Below are 25,213 nucleotides of genomic sequence, written 5' to 3'. Positions count from 1 at the left end.
AGCGCACGCTGACGACCGGCATCATGGCCCAGCGGTTGCCCGCGAGCCTGGAGACGCGATTCAGAAGTCAAGGTGTGCCGCACGCCGGCGACTCGCCGGAGCAACCGGAACATCTTGGCAGACCCGCGACACCCACGCCAAATCGGAGGGAGCAGCCGTCCCCGACGAAGGAGGGGACGGCGTGGGCGAGCGAAGGTCGAGTAAGCCCTCCCGGTGAGCTCGCGAACCGGGAACGGGCGCATCGAGACCCATCGACTCACCGAGCGAGCAGCCGTCACCGAGGAGAAAGGAGGGGACGGCGTGGGCGAGCGAAGGTCGAGCAAGCCCTCCCGGTGAGCTCGCGAACCCGGAACGGGCGCATCGAGACCCATCGACTCACCGAGCGAGCAGCAGTGCCCACTCACCGCAGGACGCCCGACCCACCATGTCTCGTGGCCGCTCGCTGACGCTCGGTGCACCTCGACCAGCGTGCGCCGGCCGACCCCACCGTCCCCACCGGCTGACAAGATGGCCGCGCGCCACCCCGGCGCGCCACCAGCCTGACTCCCGGGAGCCTGCATGTCGGACTACGAGCCGTACCGGCCGCCGTCGTCGCCACCTCCCCCGGGCGCGGAGCCGCCGCAGCAGCAGGCGCCGTCGCGCTGGAGCGCCCCGGGGACGCCCACGCCGGCCCCGCCCGGGCCTCCCCCACCACCCGGCTACGCCGCACCCCCTCCCGGCTACTCGGCTCCGCCGCCGGGCAACCCGCCACCACCTCCCGGGGGGTGGGCGCCGGTGCCCGGCATGCTGGGCGCCGCCCACAAGCCGGGGGCCATGCCGCTGCGTCCCCTGGGGCTGGGCGACATCTACGACGCCGCGTTCCGGATCATCCGGTTCAACCCCAAGGCCACGGTGGGGGCGGCGGTGCTGGTCTCCTCGATCGTGATGGCGGTGCCGATCCTGGTCACCGCGCTGTTCACGGCCACGGTGGGCACGGCCATGGACGCGGGCCTCGGCGACGACGCCACGGCCGCCGAGGTCGCGGGCACCGCGGGGTCCCTCCTCGCCCTGGTCGGCGGAGCGGTGCTGCTGCAGATAGGCCTGGTCTTCGTCACCGGGATGGTCGCCCACGTGGCGCACGCGGCCGCCGTGGGCCGCCGGCTGGACCTGGGTGAGGCCTGGGCCGCCACCCGGGGTCGCCGCTGGCGGCTGCTCGGGCTCACCGCACTGCTCAACCTGGCCACGGCGGCGCTGCTGGTCGGCTACGTGCTCGCCTGGATCGCCGTCGTCGCCGTCGCCGACGGCGCGCTGCCGGTGGTGCTGTGGGGCCTGCTCTCGGTGCCGGCGTTCGTGGCGGTCATGTGCTGGTTCTGGGTGCGCTGCTACCTGCTGGCGCCCGCAGCGCTGATGCTCGAGCCCCAGGGCAGGGTGCTGGGGGCGGTCGCCCGCGGCTACGCGCTGACCCGCGGCCAGTTCTGGCGCACCTTCGGCATCGCGCTGCTCACGGTGCTCGCCACCTCCCTGGCCAGCCAGGTGATCGCGGTGCCGCTCGCGATCATCGGCAACGTGGTGGTGCTGGCAGCCCCCGAGTACGCGACGCTCGGTCTCGTGGTCACGCAGGCGGTCAGCACGGTCGTGGCCGCGGCCTTCGTGGCCCCGTTCACCTCCGCGGTCACCTCGCTGCAGTACCTGGACCAGCGCATCCGCAAGGAGGCCTACGACGTCGAGCTGCTGGCGCGGGCCGGGGTCACCGCCTCGTGACTCCCCCGCTCCGGGTCGGTGCGGACGGCGTGCCGCTGACGCCCACCCCCGACGAGGCGCGCTCCGAGCTGCGCCGCGAGCTGCTGCGCCCGGAGTACAACGACGAGAACCTCCTGGACCGCGTCCTGCGCTGGGTGGAGCGACGTCTCGACGCCGCACTCGACGTCGCGAGCAGCGCACCGCCCCTGACCACCCTGGCGGCCATGCTGGTGCTGGCGGGCCTGGTCGCGGCCGCCGCGTGGCTGGTCTCGCGACAGCGGTCGAGCGCGCGCCAGGAGTCGCGCGCCGGGTCGGTGCTGGGCGAGGAGCGCGCCACCGCCGCCCAGCTGCGACGTCGGGCGGAGGAGGCCCTGGCGCAGGAGCGCTACGCCGAGGCCGTCGTCGAGGGCTTCCGGGCCCTGGCGCTGCGCCAGGTCGAGCGCGGCCTGGTGGAGGACGCCCCCGGCCTCACCGCGCAGGACGTCGCGCGGGCACTGGCCGCGGAGTTCCCCGACCGCGCCCACGCCGTCGGGGCCGGCGCACGCCTCTTCGACGAGGTGCTCTACGGCGACCGTGAGGCCACGCTGCCCCAGGCCACCGAGGTGCTGGCGCTCGACGACGAGCTCGCGGTGGCGCGATGAGCCTGCTCGCCGGCTCCGCCCCGGCCCCCGCCGACCCCGCACCCGCCTCCGCGGGGGCAGGCCCCGGGTCCTGGCGTCGTCACCGGGCCATGCTGCTGGTCGGCCTGGGGTTCGCGCTCGCCGTCGCGCTCGCCGTGGCGACCAACGGGCCGGCGCGCACCGGTGAGCCCCTGGACCCCGACAACCCCGGCCCCGAGGGCACGCGTGCGATCGCGCGGGTGCTCGACGACCAGGGCGTCGAGGTGCAGGTGGTGCGCGGCCTGGAGGAGCTGGGGTCCACCCGGCTGGGGTCCGGCGACACCCTGGTGGTCAGCTCCACCGACCTGCTCGGCGAGGGCGTCGTCGCGCGGCTGCGTGAGCAGGCCGGCCCGGCGCGCGTGGTGCTCGTGGAGCCGACCGCACTCGCCGCCTCGCTGTTCGGCGTCCGCCTCCAGGGCGAGAGTGCGCTGCCGGACGGGGAGACCGAGGGCTGGGAGGCCGGGTGCGACCTCGCGGACCTCGACGGCCTGCGCCTCGACGTCGACGCCGCGACCACCTACCTCGACCCCGGAGCCACCTCGCCGCCCCGCGGGGCCTGCTTCCCCGCCGACGGCGCCGGTGGCCCGGGGGCGCTGCTGGTGGAGCGCGACGGCGTGGTGCTGCTCGGCGCCGGCCAGGCCCTGACCAACGACCAGGTACTGCGCGCCGACAACGCCGCCGTGGCACTGCGCCTGCTCGGCGGCGGCCCGCGCCTGGTCTGGTTCGTGCCCCGGCTCGACGACCTCGGGACGCAGGAGGCGGTCGGCGTCGGCGAGCTGCTGCCGCCCTGGATCCGCCCCGGCCTGTGGGTGCTCGCCCTCGCCGCCCTGGCGTTGCTGCTGTGGCGCGCACGGCGCCTGGGCCCGCTCGCCACCGAGCCGCTGCCGGTGGTGGTCAAGGCCGTCGAGACCACGCTCAGCCGCGGTCGTCTCTACCGACGCGCCGGCGACCGCGCCCACGCCGCCACCGCCCTGCGCACCGCCACGCGCCGTCGGCTGACCGCCCGGCTCGGCCTGGACCGTCGCGAGGCCACCGTCACCGGCACCGACCCCGACGCCCTGGTGCGGCGGATCGCCGAGCACACCGGCCGCGAGTCCGACGCCGTCGCCGCGCTGCTCGGCGCCGGCGCCGCCCCACCCACCACCGACCGCCAGCTGGTGCAGCTGGCCACCGACCTGCACACGCTCGAGGAAGAGGTCCGCCACCCATGACCCACGACCCGCAGACAGGTCCACCGGCCACCCCACCGGCCACCCCACCGGCCACCCCACCGGCCCGCCACCCCGCCGAGGATCCCGTGCGCGAGCGCCTCACCGCCGTGCGCACCGAGGTGGCCAAGGCCGTCGTCGGCCAGGACGCCGCCGTCTCGGGACTGCTCGTGGCGCTGCTGTGCGGCGGGCACGTGCTCATGGAGGGGGTGCCCGGCACCGCCAAGACGCTGCTGGTGCGCACCCTGGCCGCCTCGCTGGAGGTCGACACGGCACGGGTGCAGTTCACGCCCGACCTGATGCCGGGTGACATCACCGGCTCGATGGTCATCGAGGGCAACCAGGGTGCGCTCGCCTTCCGCGAGGGACCGGTCTTCACCAACCTGCTGCTGGCCGACGAGATCAACCGCACGCCGCCCAAGACGCAGTCGGCCCTGCTCGAGGCCATGGAGGAGGGCCAGGTCTCGGTCGACGGCGTCTCCCGGGCGCTGCCCACGCCCTTCCTCGTGGCGGCGACCCAGAACCCGGTCGAGTACGAGGGCACCTACCCCCTGCCGGAGGCGCAGCTGGACCGCTTCCTGCTCAAGGTCGTCCTGCCGGTGCCGGACCGGCCCGCCGAGCTGGAGATCCTGCGCCGGCACGCCGAGGGCTTCGATCCCCGCGACGTCGCCGGGGCGGGTGTGCGCGCCGTGGCGGGGGCCGCCGACATCGAGGCGGGTCGGCGGGCGGTCCGTGCGGTGCAGGTGGCGCCCGAGGTCGCCGGCTACATCGTCGACATCGCGCGTGCCACCCGCGAGTCACCCTCGCTCTCGCTGGGCGTCAGCCCTCGCGGCGCGACGGCGCTGATGCGCGCCGCACGGGCCTGGGCCTGGCTCAACGGCCGGGACTTCACCACCCCCGACGACGTCAAGGCGCTGGCGCACGCCACCCTGGTGCACCGGCTGGGGCTGCGGCCCGAGGCCGAGCTCGAGGGGGTCGAGGTGGCGCAGGTGCTCTCCGCCGCGCTGGGCTCGGTGCCGGTGCCGCGGTGATCGGGCAGCCGTGGTGATCTCGGGCCGGGTGCCGCTCCTGGTGCTGCTGGGCCTGGTGCCGGTGGTGCTGCGCCCCCAGCAGGGCACGGTCTGGCTGTGGCTGCTGGTGGTCGCGGCGCTGTGCGTCGTCGACCGGCTGCTGGCGCCGGCGCCCGGCTCGCTGCGGGTGGAGCGGCGCCCCGCCGGCACGGTGCGCCTGGGCGACCACGCCGAGGCGGCCCTGGTGGTCACCAACGACGGGGCACGCCGCGTGCACGCCGGGGTGCGCGACTCCTGGCAGCCCAGCGCCGGGGCCGCGCCGGGGACCGACCGGCACCGCGTCCGGCTGGCGGCCGGCGAGCGCACGGTGCTGCGCACCCCCCTGCGACCCACGCGGCGCGGTGACCTGCGCGCCCTCGGCGTCACGGTGCGCAGCCACGGACCGCTGCGGCTGTGGTCGCGCCAGGCCACGACGCCGGTGCCGGGCACGGTGCGCTCGCTGCCGCCGTTCGCCTCCCGGCGCCACCTGCCCTCACGCCTGGCCCGGCTGCGCGAGCTCGACGGTCGCTCCGCGGTGCGGCTGCGCGGGCCCGGCACGGAGTTCGACTCGCTGCGCGAGTACGTGCGCGGCGACGACGTGCGCTCCATCGACTGGCGCGCCTCGGCGCGCACCCGCACGACCGTGGTGCGCACCTGGCAGCCCGAGCGCGACCGGCGCGTGGTGCTGGTGCTCGACACCTCGCGCACCTCCGCGGGACGCGTCGAGGACGTCCCGCGCCTGGACTCGGCCATGGACGCCGCGCTGCTGCTCGCGGCGCTGGCGGCCCGGGCCGGCGACCGCGTCGACCTGGTGGCCGGCGACCGCCGGGTGCGCGCGCGGGCGCGGCTGGGCAGCGCCCACGACGTCGCCGGGCGCCTGCAGGAGACGATGGCCGACCTGGAGCCCACCTTCGTCGAGGCCGACTGGGGTGTGCTCGCCGCAGCCGTGCAGTCACTCGGCCGTCAGCGTGCCCTGGTCGTGCTGCTGACCCCGCTGGAGCCCTCGGCCGTGGAGGAGGGATTGCTGCCGGTGCTGCCCTCGCTGGTGGCCCACCACCACGTGGTGCTGGCCTCGGTGCAGGACCCCGCGCTGGCCCGGTTGGCGGCCGACCGTTCCGGCCTCGGCGAGACCTACGGCGCCGCGGCCGCCGAGCAGACGCTGGCCCGGCGCGAGCGCACGGCCCGGGTGCTGGGAGCACTCGGCGTCGAGGTGGTCGACGCCGACGCCGACGCGCTGCCGCCCCGACTGGCCGACCACTACCTCCAGCTCAAGGCGGCTGGTCGGCTCTGAGCCGACCGGCGCCTCGGGCCGCCGTCAGCCCGCTGTCAGCCCGACGAGGGTGGGACGGCGTCGCGCGGGGGCTGCGGACGCTGGCGCCCCAGCTCCCCGCCGATCCGTCCGCCGTAGGGGCGCCCGTGGTCGGCGTACTCCTCGCGGTGGAAGGCCAGCACGTGGCCGCCGACCTCGAGGCGCGAGCCGGTGCGCAGGATCTGACGCACCACCGGCGCGCCGTGCACCCGGGTGACGCCCGAGACCGGCACGACGATCCACTCGTCGGCCTCGTCGTGCACCAGGCGTGCGTGCACCGGCTCGAGACCGGTCAGCACCAGGTCGCAGCCGGCGTCGGAGCCGATGGTGAAGCCGTCGGTGAGCCAGTAGATCGGCTGTCGCTCGCCGGGACCCACGGCCTCGCGGACCAGCACCAGGCGCGGGAGCCCGCCGCGGGCGGGGTCGTGGGTGGTGGTGGTGCGCGGCCGGGGGCGACGACGCAGCGTCGGCACCAGCGGCCACAGGGTCGGGGGCGGTGCCAGGCTGAGGTCGGGCAGCACCGACTCGGTGCCGCGGGCACGCGCCCGCGCCGAGGTGATCGCGCCCCGCAGGCTGCCGGCCCGCACCCGGCGGCTGCCGGTGAAGCGGCGCTGCCACCAGGGGGCGTTGACGGCGCCCAGCGAGACCAGGTGCTCGCCCTGGTGGACGACGCGCAGGACGACGCCCTGCTGGGCGAGGCCCTCGGCGAGCACCCGCAGCGTCGCGGCGTCGCCGGCGCCGGCCAGGGCGCCCGGGTCGTCGACCTCCAGCTCCAGGCGGTTCGCCGAGCCGCGGACCGAGCCGCTGACCGGGCTCTGGCCGGGGCGCTGCAGCTCGAAGCGCAGGTCGGCCGCCACCGCGAGGGTCACGTTGCTCAGCCCCGCCCGGCGGCGTCGGTGCGCTCGCTGGTGGTGATGGTGAGGGTGCCGTCGATCTTCCAGGTGGCCCGCGGGGCGTTGGAGCCGGTGTCGCGGGGCACCTCGACCGACATGTCCTCGAAGCGGTAGTGGATGGCGGCCTCGCGGCCGGTCAGGAAGCTCCACATCCGCTGGCCCAGGTCGCCCCAGTCGACGACCTCGTCGCTGGTGCTGTCGAGGGGCTGGCTGCTGACGCCGCCGGGGTTGGGTCCGGGAAGGCTCTGGCTCATCGTGGTCTCCAGGGTTGCTCGGGGTGAATGGGGTGAATGGCTGGTGCGGGGGCCTGGTGCCTCCACCGACATCAGTACCCGAACCTCAACATTGTGTCGAGGTATTACAGTGCCATCATGAGCACAGCGTTCAAGTCTGGCGAGGTCGCGACCCTCACCATCGGTGACCTCTCCGAGCGCACGGGCGTCACGACCGCCACCCTGCGGGCGTGGGAGCAGCGGCACGGGTTCCCGCTGCCCCAGCGGCTGCCGAGCGGCCACCGGCGCTACGCCGAGCGCGACGTCGAGCGCGTGCTCGCCGTCCTGCGCAGCCGCGACGCCGGCACCCGCCTGGAGGTGGCGGTCCAGACTGTCGCCGCCGGCGGTGGCCACCACGCCGACGACGCCACCCGGTCGGTCTACGCCGACCTGCGCCGTGGTCACCCCCGGCTGCAGACCAACCGGCTGCGCAAGGGCACGCTGCTGGCGCTGAGCTGGGCGATCGAGGACGAGTTCTGCGCCAAGGCGGAGCGTGCCCACCTCTTCGGCTCCTTCCAGCGCGAGACCTACTTCAACCCCGCCGCCGAGCGCTGGGCCGAGCTCGGCCGGGTGGCCCGCAGCAGCTTCGCCCTCGCCGACTTCGCGGCCTCCGACCCCGACTCGCGCCCCGTCAAGGTGGGCCTGCCCGACGACGCCCCGATGCGCCGCGAGTGGGCCGTGGTCTGCGAGAGCCGCGACCTGCCCGCCGCCCTCACCGCCTTCGAGCTGCCCGGCCAGGCCGATGTCCCGGAGAAGAAGCGCCTCTTCGAGGCGGTCTGGACCGTGGAGCCGGTGGCCGTGCGCGACGCCGCCCGCGCCTGCGCCCGGGTGGCGGCCGCCTGCACGCCGGCCGCCGCCGCTCCGGTGCTCTACGAGCTGGCCGAGCCGGTGCCCGAGGGGGTCGCCGACCTGGCGTCGGTGACCGCGATGTTCAACCGCGTCGTGGCCTACGTCGACCGCTACGGTGCCGCGTGAGCAGCACCCCGCCGGGCCCCGGCGCCCCCGCGCACGCCGAGGTCGTCGTCGTCGGCGCCGGCCTCGCCGGGCTGGAGTGCGCCCGCACACTGCGCGACGCGGGCCGCGAGGTGGTGGTGCTCGAGGCCGGCGACCAGGTGGGTGGCCGGGTGCGCACCGACCAGGTCGACGGCTTCCTCACCGATCGCGGCTTCCAGCTGCTGAACCCCAGCTATCCGGCGCTGCGCCACCACGTCGACGTCCCGGCACTGGGGCTGCAGTCCCTCCCCGCGGGTGCGGCGCTGCGCACCGAGCGCGGCCTGCTGCGCGCCGGCCACCCGCTCGCGGCACCCCGCCTGCTGCCCGACGACGCCCGCCTGGCCCTCGTGCGCCCCCGCCAGACCCTCGCCGCCGCCCGTTTCGTCGCGCCGCTGGTGCGAGCCGCGGCCACGCGGCGCCCCGCCGCCGCCCTGCTCTCCCGCGGGCAGGACACCACCCTGCGCGCCGCCCTGGACCGCGCGGGGCTGCACGGCGACCTGCGCAGGCTGATGGACCGCTTCCTGGCCGGCGTGGTGCTCGACGAGGAGGGCGCGACCTCCGCCGCCTTCGTCCGGCTGCTGCTGCGCAGCTTCGCGCTCGGCACCCCCGGCCTGCCCAGCGCCGGCATGGGGGCGCTCCCCCACCAGCTCGCCGCACCGCTGGCCGGCGCCGTCCACCTCGAGCACCGGGTCGAGCGCATCGAGCGCACGGCCGACGGCGCCCGCGTGCACCACGGCGGCGGCAGCACCGGCGCCCGCCACGTGGTGGTGGCCACCGACGGCTGGGCCGCGGAGCCGCTGACCGGGCTGGCCGCGCCCGCACCGCGCGGCGTCGTCACGCAGTGGTGGGCGGTGCCCGATCCGCCCGAGCACACCGGGCTGCTGCACCTCGACGGATTCGCGCGGCCGCGCGGCCCCGTCGTCAACTGCGCCGTCATCTCCGCCGCCGCACCCACCTACGCCCCAGCCGGTCGCCACCTGGTGCAGGCCTCCGCCGTGTGGGCCGCAGGAGCGCCGGCGCCCCAGGAGCAGGCGATGGCCCGGCACGCCGCAGAGCTGCTCGGCGCTCCCGGCGGCCCCGACGGCGCGGCGGGCTGGCAGCTGCTCGTGCGGCACGAGGTCCCGCTCGCGCTGCCGGCGCTGGCGCCGCCCTTCGCGGCGCGCCCGCGCGTGGTCGAGCGCGACGGCGTCGTCGTGGCGGGCGACCACCGCGAGACCGCCTCGATCCAGGGCGCACTGGTGAGCGGAGCGCGAGCCGCGCGCCGCGTGCTCGAGCACCCGGCCCTCGCCGCCTCCTGACCGTGGACGCCACCTGGGCCCTGGCCCTCGCGGTCATGCTGCACGCGGGGTTCCAGCTGACGGTGACGGTGCTGGTCTACCCGGCGCTAGCCCGCGTTCCGGCCGCCGACTGGGCGCCCGCCCACGCCCGTCACAGCCGCGCCATCACCCCGCTGGTGGCGCTCTGCTACGGCGCGCTCGCCGGCACCGCGATCTGGGCGCTGCTCGCGGCGCCCCGCTCCCCCGCGCTCGTCGTGACCCTCGCGTGCGTGCTCGGCAGCGTCCTCGCCACCGCCACCGGCGCCGCCCCCACCCACGGGCGCCTCGGCAGGTCGGGGCCCACCCCCGCGCTCCTGCGACGGCTGCTGCTGGCCGACAGGGTGCGCGCGGCCTTCGCCGTGGGTGCCGCCGCGGCGGCCCTGGTGGCCGTCACCGGGCTCGGCTGAGCGATCAGGCGCGGCTGACGACGGTGTCCTCGAGCAGCGCGCGGTCGACGTCACCGGTGTGCCCGCGCAGCACCGCGTTGCGCCCCAGCACGAACACGTAGGCGAAGAAGCACAGCTCGGCCAACACCCCGATCCCGACGCGCGCCCAGGTGGGCAGCCCCGAGGGGGTCACGAACGCCTCGATGACGCCACTCACGAGCAGCACCAGGACCAGCCCCAGCGCCACCGTGGCGGCCGACCTACCGGCCTGCGCCAGGGCGTCGGCGCGCGTGCGGTCGCCCGGCTCGACCCAGGACCAGAACAGCCGCAGGCCCACCCCGCCCGCCACGAAGACCGCCGTCAGCTCCAGCAGCCCGTGGGGCAGGATCAGCCCGAAGAACAGGTCGCCACGGTCGTTGCGGATCATGATCGAGCCGATGACCGCCAGGTTGGCGAGGTTGTAGAACAACAGCAGCACCACCGGCGCGCCGAGCACCCCCAGCGCGATGCACAAGCCGGCCACCCACGCGTTGTTGATCCACACCTGGGCGGCGAAGTGCGAGGCGGCGTACTCGCTGTAGTAGCCCTCGAAGTCGTTGTTGACCAGCTGGTCGACCTCGGCGGGCGAGAGCATCGCCTGCTCGACCGCGGGGTTGCCGAGCAGCCACCAGGTCATCACCGCTGTCACCAGCACACTGCCGGCCACGCACCCCAGCCACCACCACCGCATGGTGTAGAGCGCCGCCGGGAAGCGGTCGAGCAGGAAGGACCGCACACCGGCCCACGTGCTGGTGCGGGTGCCGACCGCGCGGTTGCGGGCGCGGGCCAGCAGCGAGGAGAGGTGGGCCACGAGCGTGGGGTCGGGCGCCGAGGTGCGGACCACGCTCAGGTGCGTGGCCACCTGCTGGTAGCGCTCCACCAGCTCGTCGGCCTCGGCCCCGGTGAGCCGGGGGCGCCGGGTCAGCTCGTCGAGGCGCTGCCACTGGTGCGAGTGCGCCAGCACGTAGGCGTCGAGGTCCACGCCCACCACCCTAGGGGGCCACCTAGAGTGGAGCGGTGACGAGCACCGGCGGGTACGGGCGACCCGAGACGGCCACGCTCACCGACGACGACCTCGTGACCGGTGAGGCCGTGGCGCTGGACCTGCCCCCCGCGGGCATCGGGGTCCGGCTGGCCTCGGGCCTCATCGACGTCATCGCCACGTGGGTGCTGCTCTTCGTCGTCCTGTTCGTCATGCTGCTCTCCGTGGCGCGCACCGACGCCGCGCTCGCCCAGGCCGCGCTGATCGGCTCGATGATCATCGTCTTCATCGCCCTGCCCACCACGCTCGAGACGCTCACCCGTGGACGCTCCCTGGGCAAGCTCGCCCTGGGACTGCGCACGGTGCGCGACGACGCGGGGCCGATCTCCTTCCAGCACGCGCTGGTGCGCTCGATGGTGGGCTTCGTGGAGCTCTACGTCTTCCAGGGCGTGCCCGCGTTCTTCTCCGCGCTGCTCAGCAGCCGCGGCAAGCGCCTGGGTGACTACGCCGCCGGCACCTACGTGGTCCGCGAGCGCGTGGCACTGCGGCTGAGCATGCCCGCCCCGATGCCGCCGCACCTGGGCGCCTGGGCGGCCGGCGCCGACATCACGGCGCTACCGACCGGACTGGCGCTGGCGGTGCGCCAGTTCCTGGGTCGCCTGCCCACCCTGGACCCCGCCTCGCGCGCCCGGATCGGCGCAGCGCTGGCCGAGCAGGTGAGCCCGCACGTGGCCCCCGGTCCGCCTCCGGGCACCGCCCCCGAGGACTTCCTGGCCGCCGTCGTCGCTGCCCGACGCGAGCGCGACCTGACCCGGCTGCGCCGCGAGGAGCAGCTGCGCGACCGGCTCGCTGGTCGGTCCTGACCCGACGCGGCGTACCCGGCCCGCCCGGCCCGACCCGGAGTCAGCCGGCTGCGTGCGCCGCGGCCTGGTGGGCGGCGCCGACGATGCCGGCGCGGTTGCGCAGGCTCGCGGGCACGATCGGGGTGCTCAGGTCGAGCAGCGGCAGGAAGCGGTCGGCGTGCTTGCTGACGCCGCCGCCGACCACGAACAGGGTGGGCGTGAAGAGACGCTCGAGGTGGCGGTAGTACACCTGGAGCCGCTCGGCCCACTCCTCCCAGGAGAGCTCCTCGCGCTCGCGCGCGGAGTTGGCGGTCCACTGCTCGGCGTTGCGGCCGCCCACCTCCAGGTGACCGAGCTCGGCGTTGGGGACGAGCACGCCGTCGTGCACCAGGGCGGTGCCGATGCCGGTGCCGAGCGTCGTCACCAGCACCAGGCCCCGACGGTCGCGGGCGGCACCCCACCGCACCTCGGCCAGCCCGGCGGCGTCGGCGTCGTTGACCACGTGCACCGGCCGCCCCAGGCGCGCGCTGAACAGCGCGTCGGCGTCGGTGCCGATCCAGGCGGCGTCGATGTTGGCAGCCGAGCGGACCACGCCGTCGTCCACGATCCCGGGCACGGTGACGCCGACCGGCGAGCCGGGCTCCCCCGCGGTGTCGGTGGCCTCCGCGTCGCCCACCAGCTGCGCGACCAGCTCCGCGACGGCCTCCGGGGTGGCCGGCGAGGGCGTGGGCAGCCGGGTCCGCTCGCCGGCGAACTCCCCTGTCGCGAGGTCCACGGCAGCGCCCTTGATCCCGCTGCCCCCCACGTCGACGCCGAACCCGACGCCGCGCGCGCTCCCCTCGTGACTCATGCGGGCGATTCCACCACAGGACCGACCGTGCCGGCCCCTCAGGCCGCAGCGTCAGTCGGCGCGCACGTAGCGCAGGTCCACGATCGGGCGCCCGGCTTCGCGGCCCTTGCGCTCGAAGCGGGTCACCGGCCGCTCGGACCAGCGCTCGACCTCGGCGCCGACGAGCCCCGGCTCGGCGTCGAGCACCGCGCGCATCTGCTCGGCGTAGTCCGGCCAGTCGGTGGCCAGGCGCCACGCGGCACCGGGCGCCAGACGCGAGGCCGCCAGCCGCGCGAACGCCGGTGTCACGAGCCGTCGCTTGTGGTGCTTCTGCTTGGGCCACGGGTCCGGGAAGAAGGTCCACAGCCCGGCGAGGCTCCCGGGCGCCACCGTGTGCTCCAAGGACCACACGGCGTCCACCGAGCACAGGCGCACGTTCTCCGCGCCGGCATCGGCCAGGCGCCACAGGGTGTCGGCGATCCCCGGGCGCCACACCTCCAGCGCCAGCACGTCGTGCTCGGGGCGGGCCGCCGCCAGCACCGCCGTCGCCTCGCCGACCCCGGACCCGATCTCCACCACCAGCGGGGCCTCACGGCCGAAGTGCCGCGCCCAGGTGAAGCCCGGCTCGTCGACGGCGCGCTCGGGCACCACCCAGCGCTCGTGGTGCGCCTCCCAGGCCGCCGCCTGTCGCGGCGTGAACCGGCTGCCGCGACGGGAGTAGCTGAGCACCTCGCGCATCCGCCGACCCTCGGGGGTCAGGCGGTGGTGCGGGCGGGCGGGGACGGCGCCGCTCATGCCGAGGCCACGGCCAGCAGGAGGACCGCGAGGGTGCCGAGCGCGGCGAGCAGCAGGAGCACGCTGCCCACGATCCCGCACACCCGCCCGGCGTTCGCCGCGCTGCGCCCGCCGATCCGACCACCGCTGCGGTCGATCTCGCGCACCACGCGCTGACCCATGGCCCAGGCGAACGGCGAGATGAGCTGGCAGGTGACCAGGCCCAGGATCCCCAGGATGAGCACCGTGGTGGCCTGCGCGTGGTCGGGCGGCGTCACCGGTCCGTAGGGGGAGGCGGCGGACATCGGGTACCCGGAGGGACTCTGGCCGTACTGGCCGTACTGGCCGTACTGCTGGCCGTACTGGCCGTACGGCTGGCCGGGCGCGGGCTGGGGCGGCCAGGTGGGCTCGGGAGACCCTCCGCCAGCCGGCGGCTCGTAGGGCCGGTAGCCGGGATCCTCGGGCTGGCTCACGCGCCGCCCTCACCGATCGTGCCGATGACCTTGGCCGGGTTGCCCACCGCGAGCACGCCGGGCGGCAGGTCGCGCGTGACGACGGCACCGGCCCCCACCACCGTGTCGGCACCGATGGTGACGCCGGGCAGCACGATCACGCCGCCGCCGAGCCAGACGTTGTCGCCGATGACGATGGGCTTGGCCGCCTCCCACTTCTCCCGACGCGGACCGGGCTCCACCGGGTGGGTGGGGGTCAGCAGCTGCACGTTCGGGCCGATCTGCACGTCGTCGCCGATGGTGATCGAGGCGACGTCGAGCGCCACCAGGCCGTAGTTTGCGAAGCAACCGGACCCCATGCGGATGTTCGTGCCGTAGTCCACGTGCAGCGGGGGGCGGACCTCGGTCCCCTCGCCGACGGCGCCCAGCAACCGCTCCAGCAGCGTCCGGCGCCCGGCCGGGTCGACGGGCGACGAGGCGTTGTAGGCCACCATCTGCTCCTGGGCGGTGGTGGCGAGAGCGGTGATCGCGGGGTCGTCGGCCTGGTACAGCTCGCCGGCCCGCATGCGCTCGAGCATGCTGCGGCCGTCGTCGGGGGTCGGGGTACTCACGCGCCCGATCCTCTCACCGGTCCGGGGCCGGGGACGACGACACCCCCCGAGCCCTGGGGCTCGGGGGGTGTCGGTCGGAACAGGTGGTGCAGGCGGGTCAGTCGATCACTTGGTGATCTTGGTGACCCGGCCGGCGCCGACGGTGCGGCCGCCCTCGCGGATGGCGAAGCGCAGGCCGTCCTCCATGGCGATCGGCTGGATCAGCTCGACCGACATCTCGGTGTTGTCGCCCGGCATGACCATCTCGGTGCCCTCGGGCAGGGTGACGACGCCGGTCACGTCCGTGGTCCGGAAGTAGAACTGCGGACGGTAGTTGTTGAAGAACGGCGTGTGACGGCCACCCTCCTCCTTCGACAGGATGTAGACGCTGGCGTCGAAGTTGGTGTGCGGGGTGGTGGTGCCCGGCTTGATGACGACCATGCCGCGCTCGATGTCCTCGCGCTTGGTGCCGCGCAGCAGCAGGCCCACGTTCTCGCCGGCCTGGCCCTCGTCGAGCAGCTTGCGGAACATCTCGACGCCGGTGACGGTCGACTTCTGGGCGGTGTCGCGGATGCCGATGATCTCGACCTCCTCGTTCACCTTGACCACGCCGCGCTCGATGCGACCGGTGATGACGGTGCCACGACCGGTGATCGTGAAGACGTCCTCGACGGGCATCAGGAAGGGCTTGTCGGTCTCGCGCTCGGGCTGCGGGATGTAGGTGTCCACGGCCTCCATGAGCTCGCCGATCGAGTCGGCCCACTTCTGGTCGCCGTTGAGCGCCGGGAAGGCCGCCACGCGCACCACGGGGACGTCGTCGCCCGGGAACTCGTACTCGGAGAGGAGCTCGCGCACCTCCATCTCGACGAGCTCGATGAGCTCCTCGTCGTCGACCATGTCGCACTTGTTGAGCGCGACGACCAGCGCGGGCACGCCGACCTGGCGGGCGAGCAGCACGTGCTCACGCGTCTGGGGCATGGGGCCGTCGGTGGCGGCGACCACCAGGATGGCGCCGTCCATCTGCGCCGCACCGGTGATCATGTTCTTGATGTAGTCGGCGTGACCGGGGCAGTCGACGTGCGCGTAGTGGCGCGCCTCGGTCTGGTACTCGATGTGCGCGATCGAGATCGTGATGCCGCGCTGGCGCTCCTCGGGAGCCTTGTCGATCGAGTCGAACGGCGACGCCTCGTTGAGGTCCGGGTGCTTGTCGTGCAGCACCTTCGAGATCGCTGCGGTCAGCGTCGTCTTGCCGTGGTCGATGTGACCGATCGTGCCGATGTTGACGTGCGGCTTGGTCCGCTCGAACTTCGCCTTAGCCACGGTGGGCTCCTCCTGGTGGTGTTGTTACTTGACTCGTACGGGATGGGTGGTGCCGAGGTGCCTGGCGTTACTCGCCGCGCACCTTCTTGATGATCTCGTCGGCGATGTTCGAGGGAACCTCGGCGTACGAGTCGAACTCCATCGAGTACGACGCCTGGCCGGAGGTCTTGGACCTCAGGTCGCCAACGTACCCGAACATCTCGGACAGCGGCACGAGGGCGTCGACGACGATGTCGCCGTGACGCTCCTCCTGCGCTCGGATCTGACCGCGACGGCTGTTGATGTCGCCGATCACCGTGCCGAGGAAGCCCTCGGGGGTGGTGACCTCGACGGCGAACATCGGCTCGAGGAGCACGGGCTTGGCCATCCGCGCCGCCTCCTTGAACGCCTGGTTGCCCGCGATCTTGAAGGCCAGCTCGGAGGAGTCGACGTCGTGGTAGGCGCCGTCCTCGAGCGTGAACTTCACGTCGACCATCGGGTAGCCCGCGAGCACGCCGAACTCCAGCGCCTCCTGACCGCCCTGGTCGACCGAGGGGATGTACTCCTTGGGCACGCGGCCACCGGAGACGTTGTTGGCGAACTCGTAGCCCGCACCGAGCCCGGTCTCGGGGTCGATGTTGGGGCCGAGCGAGATGACGACCTTCGCGAACTGACCCGACCCACCGGTCTGCTTCTTGTGGGTGTAGGAGTGGCTCTTGACCTCCTTGCGGAGGGTCTCGCGGTAGGCCACCTGCGGCTTGCCGACGGTCGCCTCGACGCGGAACTCGCGCTTCATCCGGTCCACGAGGATCTCCAGGTGGAGCTCGCCCATGCCGGCGATGATCGTCTGGCCGGTCTCCTCGTCGGTCTTGACCGTGAAGGTCGGGTCCTCGTCGGAGAGGCGCTGGATCGCCAGACCCAGCTTCTCCTGGTCGGACTTGGTCTTCGGCTCGATGGCGACCTCGATCACCGGGGCCGGGAACGTCATCGACTCCAGGACGACCTGGTTCTGCGGGTCGCTGAGCGTGTGACCGGTCTTGGTGTCCTTCAGACCCATCACGGCAACGATCTGGCCGGCACCGACCGACGCGATCTCCTCACGCTTGTTGGCGTGCATCTGGTAGACCTTGCCGATCCGCTCCTTCTTGCCGTTGACCGAGTTGACCACGGTCGAGCCGGCCTCCAGCTTGCCGGAGTAGACGCGCACGTAGATCAGCTTGCCCAGGTGCGGGTCGGAGGCGATCTTGTAGGCGAGGCCGGAGAACGGCTCGTCGTCGGAGGGACGGCGGGAGATCTCGGTCTCCTCGTCGTTCGGCTTGTGGCCGATGATCGCGTCGATGTCGAGCGGGCTCGGCAGGTACTTGATGACCGCGTCGAGCAGGGGCTGGACGCCCTTGTTCTTGAACGCGGTGCCGCACAGCACCGGGTTGACCTTGTCGGCCAGGGTCGCGCGACGGATCGCACCCTCGAGCTCCTCGACGGTGAAGTCCTCGCCCTCGAGGTACTTCTCCATGACGTCGTCGTCGGCCTCGGAGAGCGTCTCGAGCAGCTTCTCGCGGTACTCCGCGGCCTGCTCGGCCAGCTCGGCCGGGATCTCCTCGACGGTGTAGTCCTCACCCATCGTGGTCTCGCCGCGCCAGGTGAGCGCACGCATGCCGACCAGGTCGACGACGCCGAGGAAGTCCGACTCCGCGCCGATGGGCAGCTGCAGCACCAGCGGGGTGGAGTTGAGGCGCTCGACCATCATGTCGACGCAGCGGAAGAAGTCCGCGCCGGTGCGGTCGAGCTTGTTGACGAAGCACATGCGGGGCACGGAGTACTTGTTCGCCTGGCGCCAGACCGTCATGGTCTGGGGCTCGACGCCCGCGACACCGTCGAAGACCGCGACCGCACCGTCGAGCACGCGGAGCGAACGCTCCACCTCGGCCGTGAAGTCCACGTGGCCGGGGGTGTCGATGATGTTGATCTGGTGCTTCTTCCACCAGCAGGTGGTGGCCGCGGAGGTGATCGTGATGCCCCGCTCCTGCTCCTGCTCCATCCAGTCCATGGTGGCCGCGCCCTCGTGGACCTCACCGATCTTGTAGGTGATGCCGGTGTAGAAGAGGATGCGCTCGGTGGTGGTGGTCTTGCCGGCGTCGATGTGCGCCATGATGCCGATGTTGCGGACGACGTTGAGGTCCGTGGTGATGTCGACAGCCACTTGAGTCTGCGTTCCTTAGGTCGGTGTGGTCCGGTGCGGCCGCCGGGGCGCGGGTCGCGCGCCTCCGGCAGCCGGGCTCACCAGCGGTAGTGGGCGAAGGCCTTGTTGGACTCGGCCATCTTGTGCGTGTCCTCGCGCTTCTTCACCGCGGCACCCAGGCCGTTGGACGCGTCGAGGATCTCGTTCATGAGCCGCTCGTGCATGGTCTTCTCACGGCGGTCCGCGGCGTAGCCCACGAGCCAGCGCAGCGCGAGCGTGGTGCCGCGCGTGCCCTTGACCTCGATCGGCACCTGGTAGGTGGCGCCACCGACGCGGCGGGACTTGACCTCGATGTCGGGCTTGACGTTGTCGAGCGCCCGCTTGAGCGTCACGACGGGGTCGTTGCCGTTCTTCTCGCGGCATCCCTCGAGGGCGGTGTAGACGATGCGCTGGGCGACCTGCTTCTTGCCGTCCTGCAGCACCTTGCTGACGAGCTGGGAGACCAGCTGCGACCCGTAGACGGGGTCGATGTCGATCGGCCGCTTCGGGGCCGGACCCTTGCGCGGCATGTCAGCTCTTCTCCTTCTTCGCGCCGTAACGGCTGCGAGCCTGCTTGCGGTTCTTCACGCCCTGGGTGTCGAGCGTGCCGCGGATGATCTTGTACCGGACGCCGGGGAGGTCCTTCACCCGGCCGCCGCGGACGAGCACGATGGAGTGCTCCTGGAGGTTGTGACCCACGCCCGGGATGTAGGCGGTGACCTCGACGCCGCTGGAGAGTCGCACGCGGGCGACCTTGCGCAGGGCGGAGTTCGGCTTCTTCGGGGTGGTGGTGTAGACGCGGGTGCAGACGCCGCGGCGCTGCGGCGAGCCCTTGAGGGCCGGCGTCTTGTTCTTCGACACCTTGTCCTGCCGGCCCTTGCGGACCAACTGCTGAATGGTGGGCACCTGGTGGTTCCCTTCCTGGGTCTCTCTCAGTGACCGGCGATCTGCCGGGCACGACGGTGTTGCCTGTCCTGCGGTGTGCCACGTGTCTGCGCGGCCCGCGTCGGGCGGCGGCCGAGGAACTGGCCGCCGTGCTCCGGGCACGCGAGACGGTCTGGTGGACCCAGACACGAGAACCGAGGCTACCGGCGGGCCCCGACAGGGTCAAAACCCGGCGAGCGGCACCCTGGTCCGGGCTCAGCGACTCGCGGCGACGACGGCCGGACGCCGGGCCGGGGCGTGCTCGGGAGGGACGACGGCGGGGCGCGCCACGAGGTACCAGCCGACCACGCCCAGCACCCCGACCAGCGTGATCGCGCCGCCGCCGACCAGGGTCCAGCGAGCACCGAAGGTCTCCCCCACCCAGCCGATGGCGGGCGCGCCGAGCGGGGTGCCGCCCATGAAGATCATCAGGTAGAGCGCCATCACGCGGCCGCGCAGCGCGGGCGCCGTCGACATCTGCATGAGGGTGTTGGCGGCGGTGATCATCGTCAGCGCGGAGAGCCCGAGCAGCGGCATCCAGATCGCGAAGGTCGTGTAGGTGGGCAGCAGGCCGGCCACCACCTCGACGGCGCCGAACACCACCGCGGCCACCACCACCAGCCGCAGGCGCACCTGGGGGCGGCGGGCGGCCAGCAGGGCGCCGGTCAGCGACCCGACGGCCATGAAGGTGCCGAGCAGCCCGTACTCGGTGGCGCCCTTGTCGAAGACCTCGGTGGCCATCAGCGCCGAGGTCATCTGGAAGTTGAGGCCGAACGTGCCGACGATGAAGACGATCGCCAGCACCAGCATCAGGTCCGGACGACCCCGGACGTAGCGCAGCCCCTCGCGCACCATGCCCTTGCCCGAGGCCGACACCGGTGCGGCGGTGAGCAGCGCGGGGTTCATCGACCGCAGCGCCAGGTAGGGGCCCGCGTAGCTGACCGCGTTCAGCAGGATCACCCAGCCGGTGGCCTGTGCGCCGCCACCGAGCGCGGCGATCAGGACGCCGGCCAGCGCCGGACCCACGATCCGCGCGGCGTTGAAGGAGGCGGAGTTGAGGCCCACCGCGTTGCCGAGGTCGTCGGGATCCACGATCTCGCTGACGAAGGACTGCCGGACCGGCGCGTCGAGCGCGGTGCCGACACCGAAGAGCAGCGCCAGCACGAACACGTGCCACACCTCGGCGACCCCGGTGACGGCGAGCAGGCCGAGCAGGAGCGCGGGCACGGCCATCAGCACCTGCGTCAGCTGCAGCAGCCGGCGCTTGGGGAAGCGGTCGGCCACGACGCCGGCCAGCGGCGAGAGCAGCAGGGCCGGCAGGAACTGCAGGCCGGTGGTGATGCCGACGGCGGTGCCGGCGCCGATGGCGCTGCCCGCGGCCAGCTGGAGCACCAGCCAGTCCTGGGCGACGCGCTGCATCCAGGTGCCGGTGTTCGACACCGCGGCTCCGGCGGCGTAGCGGCGGTAGTTGGCGTTGTGGAGGGATCGGAACGTGGGGCTCAAGTCGGCGGGTCAGGTCTCCTGGGTCCGGGCCGCTCGCGGGCGGCGGGTCGTGTCGTCGTCGTGGGGTGGGGTCGGACGCCTGGTCCGGGTGATCAGTCGTGGCGCGCGAGGCGCTCGAGGATCGGCGCGGCGCTGCGCAGCACCCGGCGCTCCTCGGGGCTCAGGTCGCGCAGGGCGGTGGCCAGCCAGGCGTCGCGGCGACGCCGGTCGGCCAGCACGGTGGTGCGCCCCAGCTCGGTGAGGTCGACCAGCACCACGCGCCCGTCGCTCTCGTGCGGGCGGCGGGCCACGTAGCCCTCCTCCTCGAGGCACTTGAGCAGCCGGGTCATGCTGGGCGGCTGCACGCGCTCGTGGGCGGCCAGCTCCCCCGGCGTCTGCTCCCCGCTGCGGTACAGCGCGCCGAGGACCGCCATCGCCCCCATGCTCAGCTCGTTGTCGGGGTCGCGCTCGCTGGCCAGCCGGCGTCGCAGCCGCATGACGGCGAGCCGGAGCTCGGAGGCGAGCCCGGTGTCGGAGCGCACGGCGTGCTGGACGGTCGGCATGTCGTGAGCATAACTCATTACCTGTGCTAACTATTCCGCGACCGTGAGCCGGCCGGGGCGTTCCCACGAATACGTGGGAACTCCGAACTTCCCGATCGATACCTCGCACGAGAAGTTCGGCAGTCGTGCGCAGTCCGAGGCACACCAGCCACGCCAGCAACACCTGCTCCTCCGCCCACTCCCCGTCGGCGGGACGCCGACCTCAGGTGAGCAGCGCGGTGAGCGGGTTGATCGCGAAGTAGGCCACGAACATCGCCGAGATGACCCACATCAGCGGGTGGATGACGCCGACCTTGCCGCGCACCACCTTGAGCAGCACGAAGGCCAGGAAGCCCGCGCCGATGCCGGCGGTGATCGAGTAGGTGAACGGCATCAGCACGATGGTGAGGAACGCCGGCAGCGCGATCTCGACGTCGTCCCAGTCGATGCCGGTGACCTGCTGCATCATCAGGAAGCCCACCAGCACGAGGGCCGGCACCGCCGCCTCGTTGGGGATCACCCCCACCAGCGGCGCGAAGAACATCGCCAGCAGGAACAGCACGCCGGTCACCACCGAGGCCAGCCCGGTGCGCGCACCGTCGGCGACGCCGGAGGCGGACTCGATGTAGGAGGTGTTGCTCGAGACCGACGCGGCGCCACCCGCGGCAGCGGCCAGCGAGTCGACGATCAGGATCTGCTTGGTGCGCGGCGGCGCGCCCTCCTCGTCGAGCAGGCCGGCCTCGGCGCCGATCGCCGTCATGGTGCCCATGGTGTCGAAGAAGTCCGCCAGCAGCAGGGTGAAGACCAGCAGCGCGGCCGTGACGACGCCGGCGTTCTGCCAGGAGCCGAGCAGGTTGAACTCGCCGATCAGCTGCAGGTCGGGCAGCCCGACGACGTCGGTGGGCAGGGCGGGCACGTTGAGGTTCCAGCCCGTCGGGTTCACCCCGTCGTCGGAGACCGCCGGCCCCACCTCGGCCAGCCGCTCGACGACGATCGCCACCACGGTGGTGACCGCGATGCTGATCAGGATGCCGCCGCGCACCCCGCGGGCGTGCAGCGCGAGCACGAGCACCAGGCCGAGGCAGAACACCGCGACCGGCCACCCCTGCAGCTGACCGCCGATGCCGAGCTCCACCGGCACCGTGCCGGCGCCGGTGCGGCGCACGAAGCCGGCGTCGACGAGCGCGATGAGGGTGAGGAACAGGCCGATGCCGACCGAGATCGCGACCTTCAGCGGCGCCGGCACGGCCCGGAATACCGCCTCGCGGAAGCCGGTCAGCACGAGCACCAGGATCACCAGGCCCTCGATCACCACCAGGCCCATCGCGTCGGCCCACGTCATCTGGCTGGCCACCGAGAAGGTCACGAACGCGTTGAGGCCCAGGCCCGTGGCCAGCGCCAGCGGGTAGTTGGCCACCACGCCCATCAGGATCGTCAGCACCCCGGCCACCAGCGCGGTCGCCGCCGCGATCGCGGCGAAGTCGCCGCCCGCGAGCAGCTCCCCGTCGACGTCCTGGCCGCCGAGCAGGATGATCGGGTTGAGCACGATGATGTAGGCCATCGTCAGGAACGTGACGACGCCGCCACGCACCTCGCGCCCCACGGAGGAGCCGCGCTGGCTGATGGCGAAGAAGCGGTCGAGGCCGCCACCGGTCGAGGTCCCCGTCGTCGTCACGCCGCGCAGCATGTCAGACCGGCGGCCGGCGCGTCGTCGTCGGCTACGGTGTCGCCATGGAGCTGCGCGACGAGCAGCCGAGGCAGCACGAGATCGGCAACCGGACCTACATCGTGGCCGACGTCGAGCCGCTCGACGTCGACGGCGTGCGCACGGTCGCCGTCGGCACCGCCGTCTTCGCCGTCGCCTTCGTGGCGCTGCTGCCCTTCTACGGCTCCCTGGAGGCCGACGGCCGCCTGTGGTGGCTGTGGACCTGCCTGGCCGGGCTCGGCCTGGGTCTGTTCGGGCTCGAGTACTGCCGGCGCCGCCGCGCGCTGCGCCACGAGCTGGAGGCCGCGCCCGAGCAGCAGGACCCGGGGCAGCGGCCCTAGAGCAGCTCGACCTCGTCGAGCGAGACCGTGTCGAAGACGTGCTCGGGCAGCGGCTGGACCGACTGCTTGCGCGAGAGCCGGACCTCCGAGTGCGCCCCGCAGCCGTGGCCGAAGGCCACCACGCGACCGTCGTCATTGGCGTCGCCGTTGGCGCAGACACCGAAGGTCTCGGCGAGCGGACCCGCCAGTCGCACCAGGAACCCACAGCTGTGGCAGGACTCGGGGGCCTGCTGGGCCAGCGGTGACTCGGGGCCGCCGTCGCCGTCGAACCAGCGCTGGGCGGCCAGGTCGCGCCCCTCGGGCGAGAGCGTGCGCACCCGCCCCAGGCCGAGGTCCTTGGCCACCTGGCGGATCTGGGCCTTCTCGTCGGCGTCGAGCGGGTCGTCGCCGAAGGAGAAGGTCGGCACCAGGCGCGGGTCGTCGTCCTCGACCGGGAGCAGGTCGCCGGGCGAGAGGTCGCCGGGCTGCAGGCGCTCGCGGTAGGGCACCCAGGCCGGGGCCACGATGGCCTCCTCGCCGGGCAGCAGGGTGATCTCGCCGACGGTCACCTGGCGCAGCCGGTAGGCGCGGGCCACGGTGACGGCCCAGCGCCAGCCGGTGTAGCCCTTGCGCGTGCAGCCGAAGTAGTGCGTGACGACGCGCTCGCCCTCGGCCTCGGCTCCCAGGTGCTCGCCGACGTCGCCGGCCGGCACGTCCTCGAGCAGCGCCGAGCGCGCCACCTCGACGGCGCGCGCGGCGACGGAGTCGAGCTCGGGCAGCGAGGAGCGGCGTCGGACCAGGGTGCTCACGGCCGACAGCATGACTCATCGGCCCTGTCGCTGTCAGGTCGGGCTGGCCGGAGCAGGCAGGATGGTCGCCATGACCTCGGAGCACCCCGCGCCCTCACCGCCCGCGGGCGGTGACCCGGCTCCCGGTGCGGGCTCGACTCCTCCTCCGGACGCGCCAGGCCACCCGCGCTCCCGCGCGGTCGGCCGAGGCCTGGGCACCGGGGCCCGCGTGACCGGCCGCGGGCTGCGCGGCGTCGGCCGCGGGGTCGGCCGGGCGGGCTCCTACACGCTCTCCCAGGCCAAGCGCGCCTCGCGCGCCCAGGGCGCGGAGCAGTCCGGGCTCTCGCGGCTCATCGAGCTGCACGCCGCCAACGCCGCGGGCGACGCCGCCGTCGCGATCTCCCTGGCCACCACCATCTTCTTCGCCGGCGCCACCAGCGAGGCCCGCGGCCAGGTGGCCCTGTTCCTCGGCCTGACGATGCTGCCGTTCGCCATCGTGGCGCCACTGATCGGCCCGTTCCTGGACAGGTTCAGCCACGGCCGTCGCTGGGCGATCGGCGCGACCTTCGCGATGCGCGGCTTCCTGTGCTGGGTGCTGGCCGACGCCGTGGCCTCGGAGTCCAACCTGCTCTACCCGGCCGCGCTCGGCGTCCTGGTCTCCTCCAAGGCCTACGGCGTCACCCGCGCGGCCGCCGTGCCGCGGCTCAAGCCCGACGACCTGACGCTGGTCAAGGCCAACGGGCGGGTCAGCCTCGCGGGGGTAGTCGGCGCCGCCGCGTTCGCGCCGATCGCGGGGCTCGCGGCGTACGCGGGCTCGGAGTGGTGCCTGCGCTACGCCTTCCTGGTGTTCGTGGTGGGCACGATCCTCGCCATCCGCCTGCCAGCCAAGGTCGACTCGGCCGCGGGCGAGCAGTCGATGAGCCTGCGCGAGGCGCGCCCCGGCGGCGCCCGCCGCGGCACCCAGGTCCCCCGGTCGGTCGCCTTCGCGCTGCGCGCCAACTGCGGGCCGCGCTGGCTCTCGGGCTTCCTGACCATGTTCATGGCGTTCCTGCTGCGCGAGAACCCGATCGCGGGGTGGTCCCCCACGGTCCTGATCGCCCTGGTCATCGGCGGTGCGGGCGCCGGCAACACCCTGGGCATCCTGTTCGCCTCGCTGCTGAAGAAGATCAACCCGTCGGTCACCGTGGTGCTCGCGCTCCTGGTGGACGCCGCCGTGGTCCTGGTGGGCGCGCTCTTCTACGGCGTGCTGGCGCTGGTGCTGCTCGGCCTGACGGCGGGGCTCGCCCAGTCGCTGGCCAAGGTCTCGCTCGACTCCACCATCCAGTCCGACGTGCCCACGCATGTGCAGGCCAGCGCCTTCGCCCGCAGCGACACCACCCTGCAGCTGAGCTGGGTGGTGGGTGGCTTCGTGGGCATCGCCCTGCCCCTCAACCCGCAGCTGGGGCTCGGCGTCGCGTGCGCGGTGCTGGCGGCGTGGGCCGTGTTCGTGCTCGGGGTGCGGCGGGGCAGCCCGGCGCCGTCGGCCGGCGCCCCCTTCCCCGCCTGACCCGGCGCGACTCGGGACGGGTCGGCGTCCCACCCGTGCGCACTCACGACAGGTCGGCGTCCCACCCGTCCGCACTC

26 protein-coding genes are annotated in these 25,213 nt (G+C 73.7%); 11 read left to right on the top strand and 15 right to left on the bottom strand.

Annotation, left to right across the window (positions count from 1 at the left end):
- Positions 1-813 precede the first annotated feature (813 nt).
- The 5 genes from ABD948_RS04595 (at position 814) to ABD948_RS04575 (ending at position 5,926) form a co-directional block, all read left to right on the top strand.
- On the top strand, positions 814-1,740 hold the full coding sequence (locus tag ABD948_RS04595; RefSeq protein ID WP_345263107.1) for a hypothetical protein: 927 nt from the start codon (positions 814-816) through the stop codon (positions 1,738-1,740).
- Positions 1,737-2,360: a DUF4129 domain-containing protein gene (locus ABD948_RS04590; RefSeq protein ID WP_345263105.1), complete on the top strand. Its 624-nt coding sequence runs from the start codon at positions 1,737-1,739 to the stop codon at positions 2,358-2,360. Before ABD948_RS04595 ends, ABD948_RS04590 begins: the two co-directional genes overlap by 4 nt.
- Positions 2,357-3,589, top strand: a complete 1,233-nt coding sequence (locus ABD948_RS04585; protein ID WP_345263103.1) for a DUF4350 domain-containing protein — start codon at positions 2,357-2,359, stop codon at positions 3,587-3,589. Before ABD948_RS04590 ends, ABD948_RS04585 begins: the two co-directional genes overlap by 4 nt.
- 86 nt (positions 3,590-3,675) lie before the next feature.
- A complete protein-coding gene (locus ABD948_RS04580) occupies positions 3,676-4,617 on the top strand; it encodes an AAA family ATPase (protein ID WP_345263101.1) in 942 nt (313 codons plus the stop codon).
- Positions 4,618-4,627: 10 nt separating this feature from the next.
- Positions 4,628-5,926 carry a DUF58 domain-containing protein gene (locus tag ABD948_RS04575; protein ID WP_345263099.1) on the top strand — a complete coding sequence of 433 codons (1,299 nt, stop codon included), beginning with the start codon at positions 4,628-4,630 and terminating at the stop codon, positions 5,924-5,926.
- A 35-nt stretch (positions 5,927-5,961) separates the two neighbouring features.
- On the opposite strand, the gene ABD948_RS04570 is transcribed toward ABD948_RS04575, so the two are convergent.
- Complete coding sequence (locus ABD948_RS04570) at positions 5,962-6,813, bottom strand: FHA domain-containing protein (RefSeq protein WP_345263097.1); 852 nt, start codon at positions 6,811-6,813, stop codon at positions 5,962-5,964.
- Between the two features lie 5 nt (positions 6,814-6,818).
- Positions 6,819-7,091 carry a hypothetical protein gene (locus tag ABD948_RS04565; RefSeq protein ID WP_345263095.1) on the bottom strand — a complete coding sequence of 91 codons (273 nt, stop codon included), beginning with the start codon at positions 7,089-7,091 and terminating at the stop codon, positions 6,819-6,821.
- A gap of 117 nt (positions 7,092-7,208) precedes the next feature.
- Between ABD948_RS04565 and ABD948_RS04560 the strand changes: the two genes are divergently transcribed.
- The 3 genes from ABD948_RS04560 to ABD948_RS04550 are packed head-to-tail and all read left to right on the top strand — an operon-like array spanning position 7,209 to position 9,825.
- Positions 7,209-8,084, top strand: a complete 876-nt coding sequence (locus ABD948_RS04560; protein WP_345263093.1) for a MerR family transcriptional regulator — start codon at positions 7,209-7,211, stop codon at positions 8,082-8,084.
- Positions 8,081-9,400, top strand: coding sequence for an NAD(P)/FAD-dependent oxidoreductase (locus ABD948_RS04555; RefSeq protein WP_345263091.1), 1,320 nt, complete (start codon positions 8,081-8,083; stop codon positions 9,398-9,400). The genes ABD948_RS04560 and ABD948_RS04555 overlap by 4 nt, the downstream gene beginning before the upstream one ends.
- A gap of 2 nt (positions 9,401-9,402) precedes the next feature.
- Complete coding sequence (locus ABD948_RS04550) at positions 9,403-9,825, top strand: hypothetical protein (RefSeq protein WP_345263089.1); 423 nt, start codon at positions 9,403-9,405, stop codon at positions 9,823-9,825.
- 4 nt (positions 9,826-9,829) lie between these two features.
- Here ABD948_RS04550 and ABD948_RS04545 read toward each other — a convergent pair whose 3' ends face one another.
- Positions 9,830-10,825 (bottom strand): stage II sporulation protein M, encoded by a 996-nt coding sequence (locus ABD948_RS04545; RefSeq protein WP_345263088.1) that lies wholly within the window; start codon positions 10,823-10,825, stop codon positions 9,830-9,832.
- Positions 10,826-10,860: 35 nt separating this feature from the next.
- Between ABD948_RS04545 and ABD948_RS04540 the strand changes: the two genes are divergently transcribed.
- Entirely contained in the window at positions 10,861-11,688 is an 828-nt protein-coding gene (locus ABD948_RS04540; protein ID WP_345263086.1) for an RDD family protein, read from the top strand.
- A gap of 40 nt (positions 11,689-11,728) precedes the next feature.
- Here the strand turns inward: ABD948_RS04540 and ppgK are convergent, their stop codons facing one another.
- The 11 genes from ppgK to ABD948_RS04485 form a co-directional block, all read right to left on the bottom strand.
- Positions 11,729-12,517, bottom strand: a complete 789-nt coding sequence (gene ppgK, locus ABD948_RS04535; RefSeq protein WP_345263084.1) for a polyphosphate--glucose phosphotransferase — start codon at positions 12,515-12,517, stop codon at positions 11,729-11,731.
- A gap of 51 nt (positions 12,518-12,568) precedes the next feature.
- The gene (trmB, locus tag ABD948_RS04530) at positions 12,569-13,291 is read right to left on the bottom strand and encodes a tRNA (guanosine(46)-N7)-methyltransferase TrmB (RefSeq protein WP_345263082.1); all 723 of its coding nucleotides are present in this window, start codon (positions 13,289-13,291) and stop codon (positions 12,569-12,571) included.
- Positions 13,288-13,743 (bottom strand): DUF4190 domain-containing protein, encoded by a 456-nt coding sequence (locus ABD948_RS04525; protein WP_345263080.1) that lies wholly within the window; start codon positions 13,741-13,743, stop codon positions 13,288-13,290. Before ABD948_RS04525 ends, trmB begins: the two co-directional genes overlap by 4 nt.
- Positions 13,740-14,333 (bottom strand): sugar O-acetyltransferase, encoded by a 594-nt coding sequence (locus ABD948_RS04520; protein ID WP_345263078.1) that lies wholly within the window; start codon positions 14,331-14,333, stop codon positions 13,740-13,742. The genes ABD948_RS04525 and ABD948_RS04520 overlap by 4 nt, the downstream gene beginning before the upstream one ends.
- 105 nt (positions 14,334-14,438) lie before the next feature.
- On the bottom strand, positions 14,439-15,632 hold the full coding sequence (gene tuf / locus ABD948_RS04515) for an elongation factor Tu (protein ID WP_345263076.1): 1,194 nt from the start codon (positions 15,630-15,632) through the stop codon (positions 14,439-14,441).
- Between the two features lie 67 nt (positions 15,633-15,699).
- Positions 15,700-17,811 carry an elongation factor G gene (gene fusA, locus ABD948_RS04510; RefSeq protein WP_345263074.1) on the bottom strand — a complete coding sequence of 704 codons (2,112 nt, stop codon included), beginning with the start codon at positions 17,809-17,811 and terminating at the stop codon, positions 15,700-15,702.
- Positions 17,812-17,888: 77 nt separating this feature from the next.
- On the bottom strand, positions 17,889-18,359 hold the full coding sequence (gene rpsG, locus ABD948_RS04505) for a 30S ribosomal protein S7 (RefSeq protein ID WP_345263072.1): 471 nt from the start codon (positions 18,357-18,359) through the stop codon (positions 17,889-17,891).
- Between the two features lies 1 nt (position 18,360).
- Positions 18,361-18,735 carry a 30S ribosomal protein S12 gene (gene rpsL, locus ABD948_RS04500; RefSeq protein WP_011757353.1) on the bottom strand — a complete coding sequence of 125 codons (375 nt, stop codon included), beginning with the start codon at positions 18,733-18,735 and terminating at the stop codon, positions 18,361-18,363.
- 234 nt (positions 18,736-18,969) lie between these two features.
- Positions 18,970-20,256, bottom strand: coding sequence for an MFS transporter (locus tag ABD948_RS04495; RefSeq protein WP_345263070.1), 1,287 nt, complete (start codon positions 20,254-20,256; stop codon positions 18,970-18,972).
- Positions 20,257-20,348: 92 nt separating this feature from the next.
- The gene (locus ABD948_RS04490) at positions 20,349-20,798 is read right to left on the bottom strand and encodes a MarR family winged helix-turn-helix transcriptional regulator (protein ID WP_345263068.1); all 450 of its coding nucleotides are present in this window, start codon (positions 20,796-20,798) and stop codon (positions 20,349-20,351) included.
- Positions 20,799-21,000: 202 nt separating this feature from the next.
- Complete coding sequence (locus ABD948_RS04485) at positions 21,001-22,464, bottom strand: NCS2 family permease (protein WP_345263066.1); 1,464 nt, start codon at positions 22,462-22,464, stop codon at positions 21,001-21,003.
- 44 nt (positions 22,465-22,508) lie between these two features.
- Here ABD948_RS04485 and ABD948_RS04480 point away from each other — a divergent pair, with 44 nt between their 5' ends.
- Positions 22,509-22,823, top strand: a complete 315-nt coding sequence (locus ABD948_RS04480) for a DUF2530 domain-containing protein (RefSeq protein ID WP_345263064.1) — start codon at positions 22,509-22,511, stop codon at positions 22,821-22,823.
- Here the strand turns inward: ABD948_RS04480 and ABD948_RS04475 are convergent.
- Positions 22,820-23,611, bottom strand: a complete 792-nt coding sequence (locus ABD948_RS04475) for a DUF3027 domain-containing protein (RefSeq protein ID WP_345263062.1) — start codon at positions 23,609-23,611, stop codon at positions 22,820-22,822. The two genes, ABD948_RS04480 and ABD948_RS04475, sit on opposite strands and share 4 nt — an antisense overlap.
- 70 nt (positions 23,612-23,681) lie before the next feature.
- Here ABD948_RS04475 and ABD948_RS04470 point away from each other — a divergent pair, with 70 nt between their 5' ends.
- Entirely contained in the window at positions 23,682-25,136 is a 1,455-nt protein-coding gene (locus ABD948_RS04470; RefSeq protein ID WP_345263060.1) for an MFS transporter, read from the top strand.
- Positions 25,137-25,213 lie beyond the last annotated feature (77 nt).

The organism is Nocardioides nanhaiensis, from assembly GCF_039542785.1.
GTDB classification, from domain to species: domain Bacteria; phylum Actinomycetota; class Actinomycetes; order Propionibacteriales; family Nocardioidaceae; genus Nocardioides; species Nocardioides nanhaiensis.
The sequence above is the reverse complement of the archived record's forward strand: the minus strand, read 5'-3'. Positions and strand labels throughout refer to the sequence as shown.